The 17,875-nt window shown below is 62.7% G+C and carries 16 protein-coding genes; 9 read left to right on the forward strand and 7 right to left on the reverse strand.

Going from position 1 to position 17,875, the window contains the following annotated elements:
- Positions 1–4 precede the first annotated feature (4 nt).
- Genes AC57B1_RS27210 through AC57B1_RS27220 form a run of 3 tightly spaced genes read left to right on the forward strand, consistent with a single transcriptional unit; the run spans position 5 to position 3,928 of the window.
- The gene (locus tag AC57B1_RS27210) at positions 5–2,623 is read left to right on the forward strand and encodes a DUF802 domain-containing protein (RefSeq protein ID WP_496419211.1); all 2,619 of its coding nucleotides are present in this window, start codon (positions 5–7) and stop codon (positions 2,621–2,623) included.
- On the forward strand, positions 2,620–3,267 hold the full coding sequence (locus AC57B1_RS27215; protein WP_091807158.1) for an OmpA family protein: 648 nt from the start codon (positions 2,620–2,622) through the stop codon (positions 3,265–3,267). The genes AC57B1_RS27210 and AC57B1_RS27215 overlap by 4 nt, the downstream gene beginning before the upstream one ends.
- Positions 3,260–3,928: a DUF2894 domain-containing protein gene (locus tag AC57B1_RS27220; RefSeq protein WP_496419212.1), complete on the forward strand. Its 669-nt coding sequence runs from the start codon at positions 3,260–3,262 to the stop codon at positions 3,926–3,928. Before AC57B1_RS27215 ends, AC57B1_RS27220 begins: the two co-directional genes overlap by 8 nt.
- Positions 3,929–3,981: 53 nt before the next feature.
- Here AC57B1_RS27220 and AC57B1_RS27225 read toward each other — a convergent pair whose 3' ends face one another.
- Positions 3,982–4,275 (reverse strand): TFIIB-type zinc ribbon-containing protein, encoded by a 294-nt coding sequence (locus tag AC57B1_RS27225; protein WP_496419213.1) that lies wholly within the window; start codon positions 4,273–4,275, stop codon positions 3,982–3,984.
- Between the two features lie 84 nt (positions 4,276–4,359).
- Positions 4,360–5,112 carry a TerC family protein gene (locus tag AC57B1_RS27230; protein WP_408185159.1) on the reverse strand — a complete coding sequence of 251 codons (753 nt, stop codon included), beginning with the start codon at positions 5,110–5,112 and terminating at the stop codon, positions 4,360–4,362.
- A 120-nt stretch (positions 5,113–5,232) separates the two neighbouring features.
- On the opposite strand from AC57B1_RS27230, the gene AC57B1_RS27235 reads away from it, so the two are divergent.
- Positions 5,233–6,114 carry a LysR family transcriptional regulator gene (locus AC57B1_RS27235; protein WP_091807166.1) on the forward strand — a complete coding sequence of 294 codons (882 nt, stop codon included), beginning with the start codon at positions 5,233–5,235 and terminating at the stop codon, positions 6,112–6,114.
- Here AC57B1_RS27235 and AC57B1_RS27240 read toward each other — a convergent pair.
- The 3 genes from AC57B1_RS27240 to AC57B1_RS27250 all read right to left on the reverse strand — a co-directional run bounded on the left by AC57B1_RS27240 (position 6,087) and on the right by AC57B1_RS27250 (position 7,656).
- Entirely contained in the window at positions 6,087–6,548 is a 462-nt protein-coding gene (locus AC57B1_RS27240) for a TerB family tellurite resistance protein (RefSeq protein ID WP_408185160.1), read from the reverse strand. The two genes, AC57B1_RS27235 and AC57B1_RS27240, sit on opposite strands and share 28 nt — an antisense overlap.
- A 210-nt stretch (positions 6,549–6,758) precedes the next feature.
- A complete protein-coding gene (locus tag AC57B1_RS27245; protein WP_496419214.1) occupies positions 6,759–7,235 on the reverse strand; it encodes a hypothetical protein in 477 nt (158 codons plus the stop codon).
- A gap of 100 nt (positions 7,236–7,335) precedes the next feature.
- Positions 7,336–7,656, reverse strand: a complete 321-nt coding sequence (locus tag AC57B1_RS27250; protein ID WP_408342459.1) for a DUF4148 domain-containing protein — start codon at positions 7,654–7,656, stop codon at positions 7,336–7,338.
- A 186-nt stretch (positions 7,657–7,842) separates the two neighbouring features.
- Between AC57B1_RS27250 and AC57B1_RS27255 the strand changes: the two genes are divergently transcribed.
- Both AC57B1_RS27255 and AC57B1_RS27260 read left to right on the forward strand, forming a co-directional pair.
- Entirely contained in the window at positions 7,843–8,034 is a 192-nt protein-coding gene (locus AC57B1_RS27255; protein WP_091809171.1) for a hypothetical protein, read from the forward strand.
- Between the two features lie 133 nt (positions 8,035–8,167).
- Complete coding sequence (locus AC57B1_RS27260; protein WP_496419215.1) at positions 8,168–8,917, forward strand: hypothetical protein; 750 nt, start codon at positions 8,168–8,170, stop codon at positions 8,915–8,917.
- Between the two features lie 93 nt (positions 8,918–9,010).
- On the opposite strand, the gene AC57B1_RS27265 is transcribed toward AC57B1_RS27260, so the two are convergent.
- Both AC57B1_RS27265 and AC57B1_RS27270 read right to left on the reverse strand, forming a co-directional pair.
- Positions 9,011–10,507, reverse strand: a complete 1,497-nt coding sequence (locus AC57B1_RS27265; RefSeq protein ID WP_496419216.1) for a HAMP domain-containing sensor histidine kinase — start codon at positions 10,505–10,507, stop codon at positions 9,011–9,013.
- Positions 10,504–11,250: a response regulator transcription factor gene (locus AC57B1_RS27270; RefSeq protein WP_091809173.1), complete on the reverse strand. Its 747-nt coding sequence runs from the start codon at positions 11,248–11,250 to the stop codon at positions 10,504–10,506. Before AC57B1_RS27270 ends, AC57B1_RS27265 begins: the two co-directional genes overlap by 4 nt.
- Positions 11,251–11,515: 265 nt before the next feature.
- Here AC57B1_RS27270 and AC57B1_RS27275 point away from each other — a divergent pair, with 265 nt between their 5' ends.
- The 3 genes from AC57B1_RS27275 to AC57B1_RS27285 all read left to right on the forward strand — a co-directional run bounded on the left by AC57B1_RS27275 (position 11,516) and on the right by AC57B1_RS27285 (position 17,679).
- Complete coding sequence (locus AC57B1_RS27275; protein ID WP_496419217.1) at positions 11,516–13,384, forward strand: cytochrome c biogenesis protein DipZ; 1,869 nt, start codon at positions 11,516–11,518, stop codon at positions 13,382–13,384.
- A gap of 53 nt (positions 13,385–13,437) precedes the next feature.
- Positions 13,438–14,178 carry a peptide-methionine (S)-S-oxide reductase MsrA gene (msrA, locus tag AC57B1_RS27280; protein ID WP_496419218.1) on the forward strand — a complete coding sequence of 247 codons (741 nt, stop codon included), beginning with the start codon at positions 13,438–13,440 and terminating at the stop codon, positions 14,176–14,178.
- 1,212 nt (positions 14,179–15,390) lie between these two features.
- Positions 15,391–17,679 (forward strand): hypothetical protein, encoded by a 2,289-nt coding sequence (locus tag AC57B1_RS27285; RefSeq protein WP_496419219.1) that lies wholly within the window; start codon positions 15,391–15,393, stop codon positions 17,677–17,679.
- The last annotated feature ends 196 nt before the right edge of the window (positions 17,680–17,875 follow it).

The raw sequence follows: 17,875 nt of genomic DNA on the forward strand, positions 1-17,875 counted from the left end.
CACTATGTCCAGATATCGTATTGATCTCGTTGTGTTTCTGGCTGGTCTGGCCGCTGTGTGCTGGATCGCCGCCGGCTACGCCGTTTCGAACCCGTTGGCGTTGGCCGTCACTTTATTGATCGGCGCTTGCTACGTGGCGGGCGCGCTCGAATTACACCGCTACCGCGAGGCCACTGGCACGCTGACGCGCGCCGTCGCGGGGCTGCCCGCGCCGCCGCCGAGCCTCGGCGCATGGCTCGAGCCCTTGCATCCCAGCCTGCGCAACGCGGTGCGACTGCGTGTCGAGGGCGAGCGCGTGGCCTTGCCAGGTCCGGCGCTGACGCCTTATCTGGTCGGCTTGCTGGTGCTGCTCGGCATGCTGGGTACGCTGCTCGGCATGGTGGCCACTTTGCGCGGCACCGGCATGGCGCTGGAAAGCGCAACCGACCTGCAGGCGATCCGCGCCTCGCTGGCCGCGCCGGTCAAGGGTTTGGGCTTTGCGTTCGGCACCTCGATTGCGGGCGTGGCGAGTTCCGCCATGCTGGGGCTGCTGTCCGCGCTGTGCCGGCGCGAGCGCCTGCAGGCCGCGCAGATGCTCGACGTGAAGATCGCGACGACCTTGCGCATCTACTCGCAGAGTCATCAGCGGGAAGAAGCCTTCCGGCTCCTGCAACGTCAGGCCGAGGTGATGCCCACGCTGGTCGACCACTTGCAGACGATGATGGGGGCCATCGAGCAGCAGAGCCTCGCCTTGAATGAGCGGCAGATCGCGAGCCAGGAGGCTTTCCATGGCCGGACCGAGGCCACTTATACGCGCCTCGCCAGTTCGGTCGAGCAGTCGTTGAAGGCGAGCGTCGCGGACAGCACGCGTGCCGCCGGCGCGGCGCTGCAGCCGGTCATGGAGGCCACGATGGCCGGTCTCGCGCGTGAAACGGCCGCGTTGCACGAGACCGTCACGCACGCGGTGCAGCGGCAACTGGACGGACTGTCGAGCGGCTTCGAGGCGAGCACCACGACCGTCGCGGACATCTGGAACAAGGCTCTGGAAGGGCATCAGCGTTCCAGTGAGGAACTGGCGCAGCACCTGCGTGACACGCTGGATCGCTTCACCGGCACGTTCGAACAGCGCTCGGCCGGTTTGCTGGACGGCGTCGCCGCACGCCTGGAAAGCGCGGTGGGTGGCGTGTCGCAGGCCTGGAACGAGGCGCTGTCGCGCCAGGAAAGCGTCGGCGAGAAGCTTGCCGCGAGCAACCAGCAAGCCCTGGCGGCGGCTGCCGCGACGTTCGAGCAGCACGCGGCGTCCCTGTTGCGCGGCGTGGGGCGGTCGCACGCGGAGTTGCAGACCGAGTTGGGCTCGAAGGACGAACAGCGGCTCGCCGCCTGGACCGAGGCGCTCGGTGCGATGGCGGCGACGCTGAGCAAGGAGTGGGAGCAGTCGGGCGCGCGCACCGCGAGCCGTCAGCAGGAAATCTGCGAGACGCTGGCGCAAACCGCGCGCGACATATCGGTCCAGACGCAGGCTCACGCGAGCAACACGATTGCCGAAATCGACCGGCTGGTCCAGGCCGCGGCGGAAGCGCCGAAGGCCGCGGCGAACCTGCAAGCGGAGTTGGCCGCGCGGGATCAGCAACGGTTGGCAGCGTGGACCGACACGCTTGGCGCGATGGCGGCGACGTTGAGCAAGGAGTGGGAGCAGTCGGGCGCGCGCACCGCGAGCCGTCAGCAGGAAATCTGCGAGACGCTGGCGCAAACCGCGCGCGACATATCGGTCCAGACGCAGGCTCACGCGAGCAACACGATTGCCGAAATCGACCGGCTGGTCCAGGCCGCGGCGGAAGCGCCGAAGGCCGCGGCGAACCTGCAAGCGGAGTTGGCCGCGCGGGATCAGCAGAGGCTGGCCGCCTGGACCGAGGCGCTCGGAGCGATGGCGACGACGTTGAGCCACGAATGGGAACAGGCGGGCGCGCGCACCGCGAGCCGTCAGCAGGAAATCTGCGAGACGTTGGCGCAAACCGCGCGCGACATTTCGGCCCAGACACAGGCACACGCGAGCAGCACGATCGCCGAGATCGGTCAACTCGTGCAAGCGGCTTCGGAAGCACCCAAAGCCGCCGCCGAAGTCGTCGCCGAATTGCGCCAGAAACTCTCCGACAGCATGGTGCGCGACACCGCGATGCTGCAGGAGCGCAGCCGCTTGCTCGAAACGCTGGAAACGCTGCTCGACGCGGTCAATCACGCATCCACCGAGCAGCGCACGGCCGTCGACGCGCTCGTCGCCACTTCGGCGGATTTGCTGGAGCGCGTGGGGACACGCTTCACCGACAGGATCGAACTCGAAACCGGCAAGCTGGGCTCGGTGGCCGCGCAAGTCACCGGCAGCGCTGTCGAAGTGGCGAGCCTCGGCGAAGCCTTCGGCGCCGCCGTGCAAGTGTTCGGCGAGTCGAACGACAAGCTGGTCGCGCACCTGCAGCGTATCGAAACCGCGCTCGACAAATCGCTCGCGCGCAGCGACGAACAGCTTGCGTATTACGTGGCGCAGGCGCGGGAAGTCATCGACCTGAGCGTGATGTCGCAGAAGCAGATCGTCGAAGACCTGCAGCAGCTCGCCGGGCGGCGCGCGGCAGCCGGGGCTGAAGCGGCATGAGCGAGGACATCGACGGCGGCGTGGAGCAGGTCGCGCCGATCTGGCCGGTTTTTGGCGACCTGATGTCGGTGCTGCTCGGCGCCTTCGTACTCATCCTGGTGGGCGTCATTGGCGTGCAACTGGAGCTGTCGAACAAGCTGGAGCAGGAGGTCAAGCAGCGTCAGCTCGAAACGCAGCGCCGCAAGACGCTGGAGCAGGCGCTCGCGGGCCCGCTCGCGGCTGGGCGCGTGACACTCGTGAATGGCCGCATCGGCATTAGCGGCAATGTGCTGTTCGCGCTGAACTCCGATCAGTTGCAGCCGCAAGGGCGGGATCTGCTCAAGAGTCTGGCCGGGCCGCTCTCCGCGTATCTCGGCGCCAATGACGAGATCCTGATGGTGAGCGGCTTTACCGACGACCAGCGTTTGCGCGAAGGCAATCGTCGTTTCGCCGATAACTGGGAATTGTCGGCGCAACGGGCGTTGACGGTGACGCGCGCGTTGATCGACGACGGCGTGCCTGCCTCGTCGCTCTTTGCGGCCGCGTTCGGCTCCGGCCAACCCGTGAGTTCGAATACCGACGAGCAGGGACGCGCCAAAAACCGGCGCGTGGAAATCGCGCCGGTCCCGCGACCGTCGTCTTCCACGGTGAAGCCTCGTGAGTAAGCCCGACAGCGACCCGGCAAACGGAGCCCGGGCGACGCTCGACGCGTGGCGCGCGTGCGGCGCCGATCGTCTGGATCCGGTCCGCTTTCATTTCATCGAGGCGCTGGCCCGGCGCGCGGCCGGCCACAGCGGCGAGGCGCGACGGATTCTGGATGACCGGTTAGCCGGTCTGCTGGAAGCCTATGGTGGGCAGATCGAACGTTCAGGAGGCTCGACGGACGATGCCGACGCCTTAAGGCGCGCGGACCGCACGGCGTCGTTGCCAGACGAGCCCGCGCAGGCAACGCTGAAGAGCCTCGTCGACTCCATCGCGAGTCAACATGCGCTCGCGACGAACGGCTGGCCGCGATCCGCCTCGTATCCGGAACTGGCGGAACTCGATTACTTCAGGGAAGTCTGGTCCAAAGTCCGTACCGAGAAGCAGATGCGACAGTCGCTCGAGCAGGTGCCTGGCAACGCCGGTCCGCTGAACTCGAGCAGCCTCGTGCATCGTGCGCTCTCGCTCATGCGCGAAGTATCGCCCGGTTATCTCAAGCAGTTCCTCTCCTATGTCGACGCCTTGTCGTGGATGGAGCAGATCAACGGCGCCACGGCGCCGGTGGGTAAAGAGGCCCCGCGCGCCGGTACCGCCGGCAAGAGCGCTCGCGGCAAAGCACGCTAACGGTAGCGGCAACGGCATGCTGCCGGCGCCTTTTTCACCCTGACTGGCGCTGCTCAGTCGAAATCGAATACGTCGAAAATCGAGCGCTTTTTCTTTTGCGTCCGATAGTCCGTTCGACGATCGTCGTACCCACGGTGGCTGTCGTACGCGTGTTCCCGATCACGGTGGCCCTCACGACTTGCGCGTGTCGCGGGCGCCGTGTCGAGGCTCGCGGCGTCCTGCGCGATCAGCTTGTCGAGTTCACCGCGATCGAGCCACACGCCGCGGCAGTCCGGGCAGTAGTCGATTTCGATCGAGCGGCGCTCGGTCATCAGCAGGTCGGTGGTCTTGCATACAGGGCATTTCATGGTGTCGCTCCTCAAGAGTAGAAAGGCATCGAACGCTCGATCGTGCGAGCAGTCCGATCCGTCAACAACTTCCCGCGCTATCGGTCATTCCCCGGTGCTGGGCACGCGCTTCGACTTCGCGCGGCGCACCAGCATGTTCATCGCCTCGACGAACGCGGAGAACGCCATCGCCACGTAGATGTACGTTTTCGGCACGTGCGAGCCAAAACCTTCAGCAATGAGCGTCATGCCGATCACGAGCAGGAAACTCAGCGCGAGCGTGACGATGGTCGGATTACGATCGATGAAGCGTGACAGCGGACGCGCTGCGAAGAGCATGACCAGCACCGCGCTGATCACCGCGATGAACATGATCGGCATATGGTCCGTCATGCCGACCGCCGTGATGATGCTGTCGACCGAGAACACGATATCGAGCAGCAGGATCTGGCCGATCGCGCCTGCCACGGTCAACTGCACGGTGCTGCTCGCGTTGCCGCGTTCTTCTTCCGCATGCACCACGTGATGGTGAATCTCACGCGTCGCCTTCCAGACGAGGAATAGACCACCGCCGAGCAGGATGAGATCGCGCCACGAAAACGCATGGCCGAACAGCGTGACGGCGGGCGCGGTCAACTGCGCGATCCAGGCAACCGTACCGAGCAGGCCCAGTCGCAGCACGAGCGCGAGCATGATGCCCAGACGCTGCGTGCGGGCGCGTTGCGCTTCCGGCAGCTTGTTGCTGAGGATCGAGATGAAAATCAGGTTGTCGATGCCGAGCACGATCTCCATCACGACCAGCGTGAGGAGCGCTGCCCATGCAGCAGGGTCGGAAGCGAGTGTGAGCAGAAAGTCCATGGTGTCCGTAAGCGAATGAATGCAGGTAACGTCGGAATAGCGTCATGATCGCCGCCACCGAATTTCGAATAAATCAGTGATAATCTGATCGTTATATCGATTTTTTCGAAGTGTTACGCCATGCTCAACTACCGTCATCTGTACTATTTCTGGATCGTCGTGAAGGAAGGCGGCTTTGCGCGCGCGGCCGAGCGGCTCGATATGGCGGTTCAGACCATTAGCGCGCAGGTGCGCGAGCTGGAAAAATCGATCGGCCGCCAGTTGTTGAAACCGGCCGGGCGCGGTGTCACGATGACGGAGGCCGGCGAGACGGCATTCAATCGCGCGGAGCAGATTTTTCAGATTGGCGAGGCGTTGCTCGACGAGATGCGCGAGGCGGGTGGGGAAGGCGTGGCGCGGCTCGCGGTGGGTCTTTCCGACGGCATTTCAAAGCTCGCGGCGCACGCGCTGCTGGCGCCGGTGCTCGGCACGCCGTCGCTCAGGCTCTTGTGCCACGAGGGTGAGCATGCAGAGCTGATGTCTGAGCTTGCGCTGCACAGGCTCGATCTGGTGCTCGCGTGCCAGCCGGCGCCGCACAATGCCGACCTGCGCGTCTTGAGCCAGCGCCTTGCGGGTTCGCCGGTCGATTGGTACGGCCCGGCGGAGATGGTCCGCAAGTCCGCGCGTGCGGGCTTTCCGCAGTGCCTCGCGGAGGTGCCTCTGCTTCTGCCCACCCGGCACGCCGCGTTGCGCGCACGCCTTGACCGGTGGTTCGAGGCGCAAGGCATCCGGCCGCGCATCGTCGGCGAGTTCGAGGACAGCGCGTTGATGGCGGTGTTTGCCGCGCGCGGCCTAGGCGTATTCCCGCTCGCGGAACTGGGCGCGGAAGACCTGTCGCTCCTGCGAGGCCTGCGCTGGCTCGGCCGCGCGGACGGCGTGATCGAAGAGATCCACGCCATCCGGTCGCGTCGCGGCCAACATCACGGCCTGGCGTCTCAGGTGGTGGCCGGCGCGCGGTTATAACTACGCAACACGTGCGAGGGGAGGCCCTGACGTCGCGCGGCAGGCGTCAGATTGGGGCCCCACGCATTCAATACGGCGGCAAGCACGGCGATTTCACCGTCCGCCAGAAAGTCGTCGGCGACCGTCACGGCCACGCATAGGCGAATCACCTTGCGACGCAGCGCGGGATCGTCGATCTCGTCGATCAAGGTCGTCAGCATGGCCGGATCGAGATGACCCACCGGCGGCGCAAACGAAGGCTGTGCGACCGAGTGATCCTCGCATAGCGTCTGCACGATCTGCTCGAATTGTGCCGGTGCGAGACCGAGTTCGCCGGCAATATCCAGTCTGTCCAGCACACGCTCTTCCGAACTGCTGACGTGGCCGTCGGCGGTGAGAGCGAGCGCGACGATGCGTGCTGCGGCTTGCGGGCTGTTACGGGGATAGGTGCGCATGATAGGGTCCTTTCGCGGATATGTCCGTAGTGAAGATGAACCCAGTCTGCGGCATGCGGTGGATCGAATAAACCTGCCAATTACGAACAAATGGTTCGGAAAAGACGAAGCTTTCCGGTTAGCCAATCGTGCCGGATGCGCTCGACAGGTCACCGATGAGAAGTTGAAGTTCCTGCCTTCTCACCGGGGAACCATGCGGCCGTTGTCGATTTAAAGCGGATGTAGCTTGCCGTTGAGGTCCATCGACCACTTCGAGCCATCGCCGAATGTGAGGACGCCGTTCATCGCGTCGATATGCGTCGGTTTGCCGACGGGCTCTTTCGTTGTTCCTCCGACAATACGAGCCATGTCGGAAGAGGTCATTTCTTCGTTGCGATGCAACTCATCGATCTTCAGTTCTTTCATGACGTGCTCCTTGAGAAAGATTATTTGGTTGAGCACGTTGATGAGTGCTCGGCTAGTCATAGCGCACAGGACATGCCAGTTTCGCTTTTGCACCGCCAAGCCGCTGATAACAAAGGAGATGCCGGCGATTAACCGCATACGGCGAAGGTGCCGGGTGGTGCGGCTGATCCAACAGTCGAAGGCTTGGGTGTCGGTTGAGCGACAACAGGCTTTACGCGGAGGAGGCTCCGCGTCGAACGGGGCGCGAATGATCGAATCCACGCTTCGAAGCAGATCGCTCACCGCTGCGCTGACTGCCTCTACCCCGATCCCCGTTTTGCCGGAGCGGCGTCAATCGAAGGGCGAGCCCGCTTTCCGCCGGTTCGCCCACCCAGACTTGCCGTTAATGCATCGGCATGGTCTGCATTGCCGGCGGGTTGTCGTTGAGCGCATTCTTTTGGGCTGCGTGCATGGCGGCGACTTTTCTTTCCGCTTCCTGAATGTCGGCGGGATAGTCGTTGTCGTCGCCTCGGGACGGGTCATATCCAGCGGCTTCCAGTTCCTCGAGTTCATGGCGCACTTCGGCGCGCGTGACTTGATGCGTGCCGGGCATGGCAGACGTTTGCGCATAAACACCGGTCGAACTCACCAGAAAGGCCGCGCTCATGACGAATGCGCCAGACAGGGCCCGCCCGGCGCGCCGGTTCAGCGAGATCAGTTTCATGTCAATACTCCTCAATGTGCGAGCGCAATGTTCGAACTCGACGTGAGCCGGCATCAGCACGCTCTGAACCGGTAAACCGTCGGAATGGATTTCTTATTCCGGGTGACGTGTTTAAAAGGAGAGCGGGAATAACCACGTGAAATGCGGCGTCTTACAGTCGTGAAGACACGAATTGGGGGTGCTCAAATGGACATCATCGACATGGCCCGTCAGTCAGGAATGGCGGTTATTCTCGACGGCCGGATAGGCCGGGAGGAATACCACAGCGTTTGCGGTTCACTGTCGGCACTGCAGAAATTTGCCGACGCTATTCGCTATACGGCGGTGAACCGTAGAACGGACGACAACCGGCAGGAACGGTCTGCGCGTGGGGCCTGACATGTTTCGAACACGTAACCCCGCTGGGACGACACCGTGCCCGGCTGACTTTCCGCGAGCCGCCCGACGCGAGACGATATCGGTGCTGCGTCGGCCGCCGGTTTTGTCCGCGCTCAATGTCAGGGAGTCGACCGTGCATACGTTACTGCGCCGTTTTCAGCTCGTGTCCGGCGTGGTTTTGCTGATCTACCTCTTTCTGCATCTGGTCAATCACGCGCTGGGTATCTGGTCGCTGGATCTTGCCGGGCGCGGTCTCGTGCTGGCGCTGCGGTTGTGGCGCAGCGTGCCTGGCACCGTGCTCCTGTATGGCGCGGCGTTGCTGCATTTTTCGCTGGCGCTGCGAACCATCTATGGGCGCCGCTACTGGACGCTTCCGCTCACTGAATGGGTTCGACTCTGGGCGGGACTGAGTCTGCCTCTGCTACTCATCCGGCATGCCGTGTCGACCCGTCTTGCGTCATCGCTCTACGGTTTTGAACCGAACTATGAACGCATTCTGATATCGCTCATCACCAGCGGCACGCAAGGCTTGCAGCTCGCATTGCTCGCGCCGGGCTGGTTGCACGGTTGTCTCGGACTGTGGCTGCGCATGCGTCATCATGCTATGGCGCGCCGCGCGAAGCCCGTTCTGGTTGCGCTGCTCGTTCTGTTGCCGCTGTTGTCCGCCGCGGGCTTTATACGAATGAAGCAGGCGGTCATGGCGATCAGTGCCGGGCCGTTGCATCCCGATTCGAAACTGATCGCACATCAGGGCGCGCTCGATGCATGGCGCCACTACATTCTGCTGCTGTATCTGTCGCTGCTGATAGGCGCGTTCATCGCCGGTCAGCTACGCAACTGGCAGGAGCGTCGGCGACTTGGAAAGACAGCGATTAACGTCTGATTGCCGGGCATCGTGAAAGGCCGCTGCCGCTACGACCATGCCGACGGTCTTAGGTGCGCGCGCGTTGGCGGCAGCGAGTTCTGCTGCGATCCGTCACAGAGGCAGGCCCGCGGTGCTCGCCCTGACGGCAGCCGTAGGCAACTCGAAGCAGAAAGTCGTGCCCGCTCCCGCGGTGTCGACCAGACGTATCTGGCTATGGTGCAGTTGCAGCATGCGCTGGACGATCAGCAACCCGAGCCCGCCGCCACGATGCGCGCCGCCGGCGCTGAATGGCCGTTCGAACAACCCCTCGCGCTGCTCGGCTGGAATGCCGGGCCCCGTGTCACTGACCGTGACCGACACCTTGCCGTCCTTGTGGGCGAGATCGATTTCAATCGATCCTTGGGCGGGTGTGTGGCGAATCGCGTTATCGAGCAGGTTGGTCAGCACGCGTTCGATCATGCCGAGATCAGCGCAAACACTTGGCAGACGCGGCGGAATAACCGCTCGTAACTGAATGTGCCTCGCCTCGGCCGGCAACTCGAACTTCTGAAAGACGTCCTGCACCAGATCCGTTAGCGAGAATGGCTCGAGGGCCGGTTGCACGTTGCCGTGTTCGAGCCTGGCCAGCTCGAACAGTGCCTGCGCGAGCCGCCCCACCTTGACGCTTTGCGCGAGCGCGATTGCCAGATAGCGTTTGCGCTCCGTTTCGCCGAGCGTGTCGGACTTCAACGACAGTGTCTCGAGGTAGCCGTGCAGGGAAGTCAACGGTGTGCGCAGGTCGTGCGAAATATTGGCGATCAACTCGCGGCGCTGCTGGTCCTGCCGCGTCAGCGCGCGCCATTGTTCGCCGATGCGGTTCGCCATCTGCGCGAAGGTGGTTTCGAGCACCGCGATTTCGTCGCGCGGTCCGGCAGCCGAGGAGCGCGGCACGTTCGGCTGGGTGTCGGGCTCGCCCTCCGCGTCGAAGCGGCGCATGGCGTCGGTGAGCCGGCGCAGCGGCCGCGTGATGAGGCCGAATGCCGTCAAACCGGCGAGCAGTCCCAACAAGGCAACTAGCGCCATCGACCACAGCGTAGTCCGCAACACGGAACTGGCCGCCACGCGTGCGGCCAGTGCGTCGTGTTCTTCGCCGAGCAGGACCACGTAGATATACCCGGACGGCGCCTGGCCGCTCAGTTGCAGCGGCGCGGCGCTGAACACTTTCCTGCCGTCGGTGCTGCGCGGGTCGTCGCCGAGAATCGGCAGCGCCTCGCCCGCGATGAATTGCCGTATCGGCGTCAGGTTTACCTGTTCACGCTTGACGTGTCCGACAGGCGCGTCGTCGCCTTTAATGCGCCCTTGATTGTCGAGCAGATACACCTCGACACTCGGATTCACCATCATCAGTTGCCCGAACAGTTGCCGGACCGCGTCGGGCCGCAAGCCGTTCGCGTCCATCAGCGTGGTGCGGTGCGCGATATGGTCGGCGAGATTGCGCGACAGGCTCTGTATGACCTCCTTTTCGTGCAGATCGCTTGAACGGATTTGCAGGAAGGCCGACGCGCCGCAGCATGCCAGCAACAGCACGGAGAAAACGAGCGAGAGCCGCTGGGTCAGCGTCAGATTCACGATGCGTCCTTCTGCGCGCCGGCGGGCGCGGGTGTGTCGCCTGGCACGGCGAGCTTGTAGCCGCGACCCCAGACGGTCAGGATGCGCTCGGGTTGGGCCGGATCCGCCTCGATCTTCGCGCGCAGCCGGTTGATATGGGTATTGACAGTATGCTCGTAGCCTTCGTGCTGATAACCCCACACTGCATTGAGCAGGTCCATGCGCGAAAACACTTTGCCGGGATGCTGCGCGAAGTAATACAGCAGGTCGAATTCGCGCGGCGTGAGTTCGATCGGCTTGCCGTCGACGGCCGCTTCGCGCGTTAGCGGATCGATTGCGAGCCCGGCAATCCGCAGGCTGCCGCCTTCGATCCGCGCATCTTTCGCCAGGGCGTCGACGCGGCGCAGCAAGGCCTTGACGCGTGCGACCAGTTCGAGCACCGAGAACGGTTTGGCGAGATAGTCGTCAGCGCCCAGTTCGAGGCCGAGAATCCGGTGCACTTCGCTCGAACGTGCGCTGGTGATGATGATCGGCGTGTAGCGCGTCATCGCGCGGGCGCGCCGGCAGATTTCGAGGCCGTCGACGCCGGGCAGCATCAGATCGAGAATCAGCGCGTCCCAGCCGCCTTGTTCGAGCAGGCGTAGCCCTTCGTTGCCGTCGGCGCTGTGCACCACTTCATAGCGCTCGTCACGCAAATGAAGACTCAGCACGTTGGCGATGTCGACGTCGTCTTCGACGATCAGGATGCGCTTCGGATTGTCCATGGTGGGTTTCAGCGGCGGTTCAGTGCGCGGTTGAGAAGCGGGGCCGGGCACGGCCGCCGGGAAAGGCGGCCATTGCGCCATTGTGCAAAATTTCCGGCCTGCGAGTTATCACATTTAATTTAACTTTTCGTGAGGACTTCGACATCGGTGGCGCTCTAGCATGTGGGCACTTTCCGCAATACCAGGCCCTGAATGAACTGTACGCCGGCTGACGCCCGAGCCCGCGTGCCCACTGTAACCGTCTACACGAACGTTCGGAACTGACATGCTACTCATCGTTCTCGCCTATCTTGGCGGCGCCCTCACCATTCTCAGCCCATGCATTCTGCCTGTGCTGCCGTTTGTTTTCGCGCGCGCCGATCAGCCGTTCGTGCGCAGCGGCTTGCCCTTGCTCGCCGGCATGGCGCTCACGTTCGCGCTCGTCGCGACGCTTGCGGCGGTGGGCGGTGGCTGGGTCACGCAGGCCAACCAGTATGGCCGCTGGCTGGCTATCGCGCTGCTGGCGATCTTCGGGCTGACGTTGCTGTTCCCGCGCTTCGCCGATCATTTGATGCGGCCGCTCGTCAGCGCCGGCAATCGTCTGTCCGATTTCGCGCAGGCGGATGGCCACCAGGTCCACGCGGGGTCGTCGTTTCTGCTCGGCATTGCCACCGGTCTGCTATGGGCGCCGTGCGCCGGGCCGATTCTCGGCCTCGTGCTGACTGGCGCGGCACTGCGCGGCGCGAGCGTGGGTACTACGTTGCTGCTGGCGGCTTATGCGGCGGGCGCGGCGACGTCGCTGGCGGTGGCGCTCCTGATCGGCGGCAAGGTGTTCACGGCGATGAAACGGTCATTGGGCGCGGGCGAATGGGTCCGCCGTGGAATTGGTGCCGCGATGTTGTTCGGTGTTGCCGCGATCTCGCTTGGATTCGACACCGGCGTACTCGCTCGTGTCTCGACGGTCGCCACCGGCGGTCTCGAACAGAAGCTCGTCGACACGCTTTCACCGAACGCGGCGCCGGGCAAGTCGCCGGTCGGCGAGAATCCGGCGCACGTCTCCGCCGGCGGCGCGATGAGGAGCGCCAACCCGGCGACGCAAGGCGGCGCGGTGGTCGAACCGGTCTCCGCCGCGATGTCGGGCGGCGCGATGATGCGCACCGCCGCCGCTGCGGCGCCACTGCCGGTCGAGGGTGTGCTGCCTCCGCTGAACGGCGCGGTCCAATGGCTCAATTCGCCGCCGCTTACACTGCAGGACTTGCGCGGCAAGGTCGTGCTGATCGATTTCTGGACATACTCCTGTATCAACTGCCTGCGTTCGCTGCCGTATGTCAAAGCGTGGGCGCAGAAGTACAAGGATCAGGGGCTCGTCGTGATCGGTGTGCATGCGCCGGAATTCGCCTTCGAGCGTAATATCGACAACGTGAAGAAGGCCACGCATGACCTGGGGGTCGACTACCCCGTTGCGATCGACAACAACTATGCGATCTGGCGCGCGCTGAATAATCAGTACTGGCCCGCGCACTATTTCGTCGACGCGAAAGGGCAGATTCGCTATCACCACTTCGGCGAAGGCGATTACGCGGAATCGGAAAAGGTGATCCAGCAGCTGCTGGCCGAAGCGGGCCACGCGAATGCATCGAATATCGCAATCGGTATTGCGAGCACCGGCGCACAAGGCGTGCAAGCCGCTGCCGACAACGCCGATATGCAATCGCCGGAAACCTATGTCGGTTATCAGCGCGCGGAGAACTTCGCGTCGCCGGGCGGGGCGGTCGAGGACAAGGCGCACACGTATGCAGCGCCGTCGCAACCAGCCGTGAATGACTGGGGGCTCGCCGGTTCATGGAACGTGGGTGCGGAGCAAGCCACGCTCGTCGCCGCGTCGGGACGTATCGTGTATCGCTTTCATGCGCGCGACCTGCATCTGGTGCTCGGGCCGGGTAAGGACGGCAAGCCAGTGCGGTTTCGTGTGAGTGTCGACGGTGCCGCGCCTCGCGCCTCGCACGGCACCGATGTCGCCGCTGACGGCAGCGGCATCGTGACCGGGCAACGTCTCTATCAACTGGTGCGGCAAACCGGCCAGGTCGAGGACCACACGTTCACGATCGAGTTTCTCGATCCGGGTGTGCAGGCATTTGCCTTCACATTCGGTTAAGCCGACGCGAGCGGCCTGACTCAACTTCAAGCTGATCCAAAGGAATGACCATCATGCATACGATATCCACCCGCACCGCGTCGCCGCGGAAACATTTCTCAGTCACTCGACTCGCAGGTCTCGTCGTGGTTGCTTTGAGCGTTGCGGCCGCGCAGCACGTCGCGCATTCGGCTGAAGCCACCACGAAGATCCCGGCTCCCGTACAGGACGAGAAGGGCGTTGCAGCGCATAGTGAAACGGCGGTGCTGGCGGGAGGCTGTTTCTGGGGCGTGCAAGGCGTGTTCGAACATGTGCGTGGCGTGAAACAGGTCGCGTCCGGTTATAGCGGAGGCGCGGCTTCGACCGCGCAATACGAAACCGTCAGCGACGGCGATACGGGACACGCGGAGTCGGTGCAGATCACCTACGATCCAACGCAGATCACGTATGGGCGATTGCTGCAGATATTCTTCTCGGTCGCGCACAATCCCACGGAGTTGAACTATCAGGGCCCTGACCACGGCACGCAATATCGCTCGGCGATTTTCCCCGTGAATGCCACGCAGCGCAATATTGCGCAGTCGTATATCGCACAACTGAACAATGCTCATGTTTTTGCTGCGCCAGTCGTGACTCGCGTGGAGGATTTCAAAGGCTTCTATACGGCGGAAAGCTATCACCAGAACTTCCTCGCGCTGCATCCGAATCACCCATACATTGCCATCAACGATCTGCCGAAAGTGGCCGGCCTGAAGCGCATGTTCCCGGATCTGTATCGCAACGATCCCGTGTTGCTAGCTACGGCGGCGCAATAGCATGCGTGCCGTTGCACGGAGCGCCTGACGAATACTCGTCTGGTTCTTGTGTCTTGAGGCTCGCGGCGGACGCGAGCCTTTTTGTATTACCAATATAAAAATTGCACAGGTGGAGCGCTCAGGCCGAACGGTGTCCTTAATCAACTGACGAATCAAAGATTTACGTTTTACGCATTGCCGCGAGGCGGAGTTTTTCCATTCGCCCTCGTTTCGAAAATCTCTGCCCGGATCGTCTTGTAGTTCCTTGCTCTTATCACTTATCGCCCTCGAACCACGGCACGTTACGCGGATGAAACGTTTATAATTCGTCTGCCAAAAAGTTCTGTAACTAATACCGGGCATGCGGTCGAGCACCGTTTTTCCTGTAACAGTTACGGTAGTGGTTGCCGCGCGTCGACGGACCGATTTGTGTACGCGAAGCGTGCTGGTGAAACGCTGCGCGCACTTCGATTTCGACGCTCGCTGTCTCTCGCCGGCATTGAGGCGAATGGGCAGGCACGCACGGATCAATTGTTTTTTTGGATCCCGAACCCGACTCGCAAGACGAGGACAACCTCGATCGCTGCCGAGACAACGGGTTCACGTCAATAATGGACTGTCAACGGTATACGAAAAGAAACTGGGCTGATTATTCGTCATCCTAAGGTTTTAAGTTGTGCGTGTTGGTACGAATTTTGTTTGTCAACCATGAGGTGCGCCGGTCTGTCAGCGCGAGCCTCGGCAGATGTTCCAGTCGCTTCGGCGGCCTGCATGACCCCCTTGTGGCATTTTCCCGGTCGGGTGACCGGCGCGTAGCGCTTTACGTCGCTCAGGAAAACGCTTGAGTTTTTCACGCAAGCGGTGCGTGCGGTTTGATTTTGGTGCGTGTCGCGTTCGATCCACTGTGTCGAAAATCCATGCGTAGTAGCGGGTAGCGGCTTATCGAGGGATTACTTCTCGACAGCATAGTAAGCATAACGTAATAAATAGAAGTTGGGCCGACTTTGATTGCAATGTTGATCGCGCCGCTATTTGGCGCTGGTCAGCCTACGCGCACGGCGAGTAGGTCCGCCATCGAATAGCAGTACATCAAAGCTTTAGCTTCATCAGCAATGAACGCGGTCGGCGCGTTCTCAGGTTCACCTCTCTCTGTACTCAATAACGCCAAAGCGGACGACTGATCGATCTTGCTGAATCCTCGGGGAAAACCTGCTTTTAGCGAACTTACGGACAATGACGAGATACTTGAAACTATTGGGAGTTGCATCGGCAACAGTGTTGGCATCGTTTGCGGCGGAAAGCGCGCAGGCTCAGGCAAGCACCATCACGGTCTCGGGACAGCAATACAAGTTGTGCGCCCAGGAGAATGGCAACTGCTCTTTCCTCGGAACGGCCTCGGTGGTGTTTGGTGCGGTTCCGCCCAACGCGCCGTCGGTGATGTTGACCGCGCCGCATACGTTCAGCAATGGCGTTGGCTGCTATGTCGGCGCAGTGTCGCAGACCGACCCGGCCTACGGCTACGGCAAGTCATGCTGGATTAAGGCGGCCGCTGCAACACCGACGCCGACTCCCACGCCTACCCCAACGCCGACCCCGACGCCGACGCCGACGCCGACGCCGACGCCGACGCCGACCCCGACGCCGACCCCGACCCCGACCCCGACGCCGGCGGCCACCCCGACGCCGACGCCGACGCCCACCCCGACGCCCACCCCGACGCCCACCCCGACGCCCACCCCGAGCAGTGCGACCATGTCGTGCAGCACGCCGACGCAAACGTCCGGCGGTACCGCGAACGGCGTGATCAGCGCCGATACGCCGACCACCGACGGCCTGCGCGTGTTCCAGAACAACGCCTCGTTCAAGCTGGCAATTACGACGAACGCCCCGAGCGCGGACACCGTCGTCTGGTCCGTTGCGGATTCGACCGGCGCGATCAAGACGCAAGGAAGTTTTGCAGTCAAGGCCGGCGTGCAAACCAGTACGATTCCGTGTACGTCGACGTGGTCCGGCTATGCGGCGCTCACCGCGACCTTGCGTTCGAACGGTGGCACGTTGCCGCGAAGCGGTACCCGTCCGGTCGGCATCGCCACGTTCGGTGTGTTGCCGAATCTGAGCTCGGCACTGGGCACCGTGACGTACGCGCATCAGGATCAGCACCGCTTCGGCATGCAGGGCTTTAACGGCAACATCGCGGCGCTACACGCGCTGGGTATCTCGTGGACGATCGATGACCGTCAGGTATCGGCAATGGAACCCAACGGTCCCAACACGTACACGCCGAACGTGAATGACCTCGATCCGTTCTACAAGGCCAATCCGGATCAGATGCGTATCGTGCGTCTCGATGGCCTGCCGGCATGGGATTCGAAGACCGGCCAGTTCAACGACAGCTACTATGCGCCGTCGAACATGGCTGAGTTTCAGACCTACATGGGCAAGGTCGGCACCGACACCAGCCTGATCCGCGCTGCCAATTACCCGAATCAGCAGAAGAACTACTATCAGGTAACGTGGGAGCCGAGCCTCGGTTGGGCCGATAGTGACGCGAATTTCGTTGCCATGTACAAGGCCGCCTACCAGGGCATTCATTCGACCGACCCGAATGCGGTCGTGATGGGCACCGGCAATCCGTTCGCCTCGAATTGCGACACTTGCACAACCGGTTATCTGCAGAAGTTCGGCGCACTCGGCCTGTGGAATTACATCGATGCAGTCGCAACGCATGGCTACTGGAATGCGGGTACGTATCCGTCGCATCCGCCTGAATTGCAGGACTCGGATCCGGATCCGGCGAACCAGGCCAACGCGCTCGACAACCAGATGACGCAGCTGCGCTCGGTCATGCAGGCAGGCAAGCCGAACATGAAGCTCTTCTTCACGGAAGCCGGCGTGAGCTACGATCCGGGCCTCAACTACGGTCCCAACGTTCCTTCGCAGAACCAGCTGTTCGCGCATGCGGCGGTCGGCGTGCGGGCACACATCATCGTGCTGGGCGGCGGCGCGCAGGTCACGACGCTTTTCTACGGTCCTGACTACCCGGGCGAAGTGGGCTACGGCTCGTTCTTCGATCTGAATGACGCACAAGGCGCGTTCGGTGCGACGAACCTGTCGCCGAAGCCTGAAGCGATGGCCTTCGCGACGATGACGCGGGTTCTCGACGGCACGAACACACTGGGCCGGATCAAGGGCGCACCGTCAGGCGTCTTTGCTTATGCGTTCCAGCAACTGGGGAACGGCAAGGTCGTAACGGCGGCGTGGACGCACAGCAACGCACAATGGCCGGCGAGCAACGGCGCGTATAGCCAGACCTATTCGACCAGCTATACGCTCCAGGTCGACAATGCCGGCACGTCGGGCAACGTGACGAAGATCGATGGTTACGGCAATGTCAGCACGGTCGCCTACACCAACGGCCAGGTCGCGCTGACGCTCACCGAGGTGCCGCAGTACATCGTGTCGAACAACGCGACGGTTGCCAAGGCCAACTCGACTGTTCCGCTCGGGTACACGGGCCAGTAAATGACCCGATAAGCAGTCGGACAAGCAGTCCGACTAGCAGTCCAATAAGCGCGGAAAACGATCGACGCGCCGCTGATGTGAATGGCGGCGCGTCGATTGCGTTTTGGAACAAGAAAACCCTCACCCTGTGCAGCGCTGACGCATTCGCGGAAGCCGATCGCACTCGCAGTACTCCATCCCACTACGCGAGCGGCGC

Source organism: Paraburkholderia sp. BGA-UO-ETr-F21 (assembly GCF_059567925.1).

Excerpts from the sequence above, each read along its gene's own strand:
- AC57B1_RS27210 (WP_496419211.1), top strand. The coding sequence starts at position 5 with ATGTCCAGATATCGTATTGATCTCGTTGTGTTTCTGGCTGGTCTGGCC.
- AC57B1_RS27215 (WP_091807158.1), top strand. The coding sequence starts at position 2,620 with ATGAGCGAGGACATCGACGGCGGCGTGGAGCAGGTCGCGCCGATCTGG.
- AC57B1_RS27225 (WP_496419213.1), bottom strand. The coding sequence starts at position 4,275 with ATGAAATGCCCTGTATGCAAGACCACCGACCTGCTGATGACCGAGCGC.
- AC57B1_RS27230 (WP_408185159.1), bottom strand. The coding sequence starts at position 5,112 with ATGGACTTTCTGCTCACACTCGCTTCCGACCCTGCTGCATGGGCAGCG.
- AC57B1_RS27235 (WP_091807166.1), top strand. The coding sequence starts at position 5,233 with ATGCTCAACTACCGTCATCTGTACTATTTCTGGATCGTCGTGAAGGAA.
- AC57B1_RS27240 (WP_408185160.1), bottom strand. The coding sequence starts at position 6,548 with ATGCGCACCTATCCCCGTAACAGCCCGCAAGCCGCAGCACGCATCGTC.
- AC57B1_RS27250 (WP_408342459.1), bottom strand. The coding sequence starts at position 7,656 with ATGAAACTGATCTCGCTGAACCGGCGCGCCGGGCGGGCCCTGTCTGGC.
- AC57B1_RS27255 (WP_091809171.1), top strand. The coding sequence starts at position 7,843 with ATGGACATCATCGACATGGCCCGTCAGTCAGGAATGGCGGTTATTCTC.
- AC57B1_RS27270 (WP_091809173.1), bottom strand. The coding sequence starts at position 11,250 with ATGGACAATCCGAAGCGCATCCTGATCGTCGAAGACGACGTCGACATC.
- AC57B1_RS27275 (WP_496419217.1), top strand. The coding sequence starts at position 11,516 with ATGCTACTCATCGTTCTCGCCTATCTTGGCGGCGCCCTCACCATTCTC.
- msrA (WP_496419218.1), top strand. The coding sequence starts at position 13,438 with ATGCATACGATATCCACCCGCACCGCGTCGCCGCGGAAACATTTCTCA.
- AC57B1_RS27285 (WP_496419219.1), top strand. The coding sequence starts at position 15,391 with ATGACGAGATACTTGAAACTATTGGGAGTTGCATCGGCAACAGTGTTG.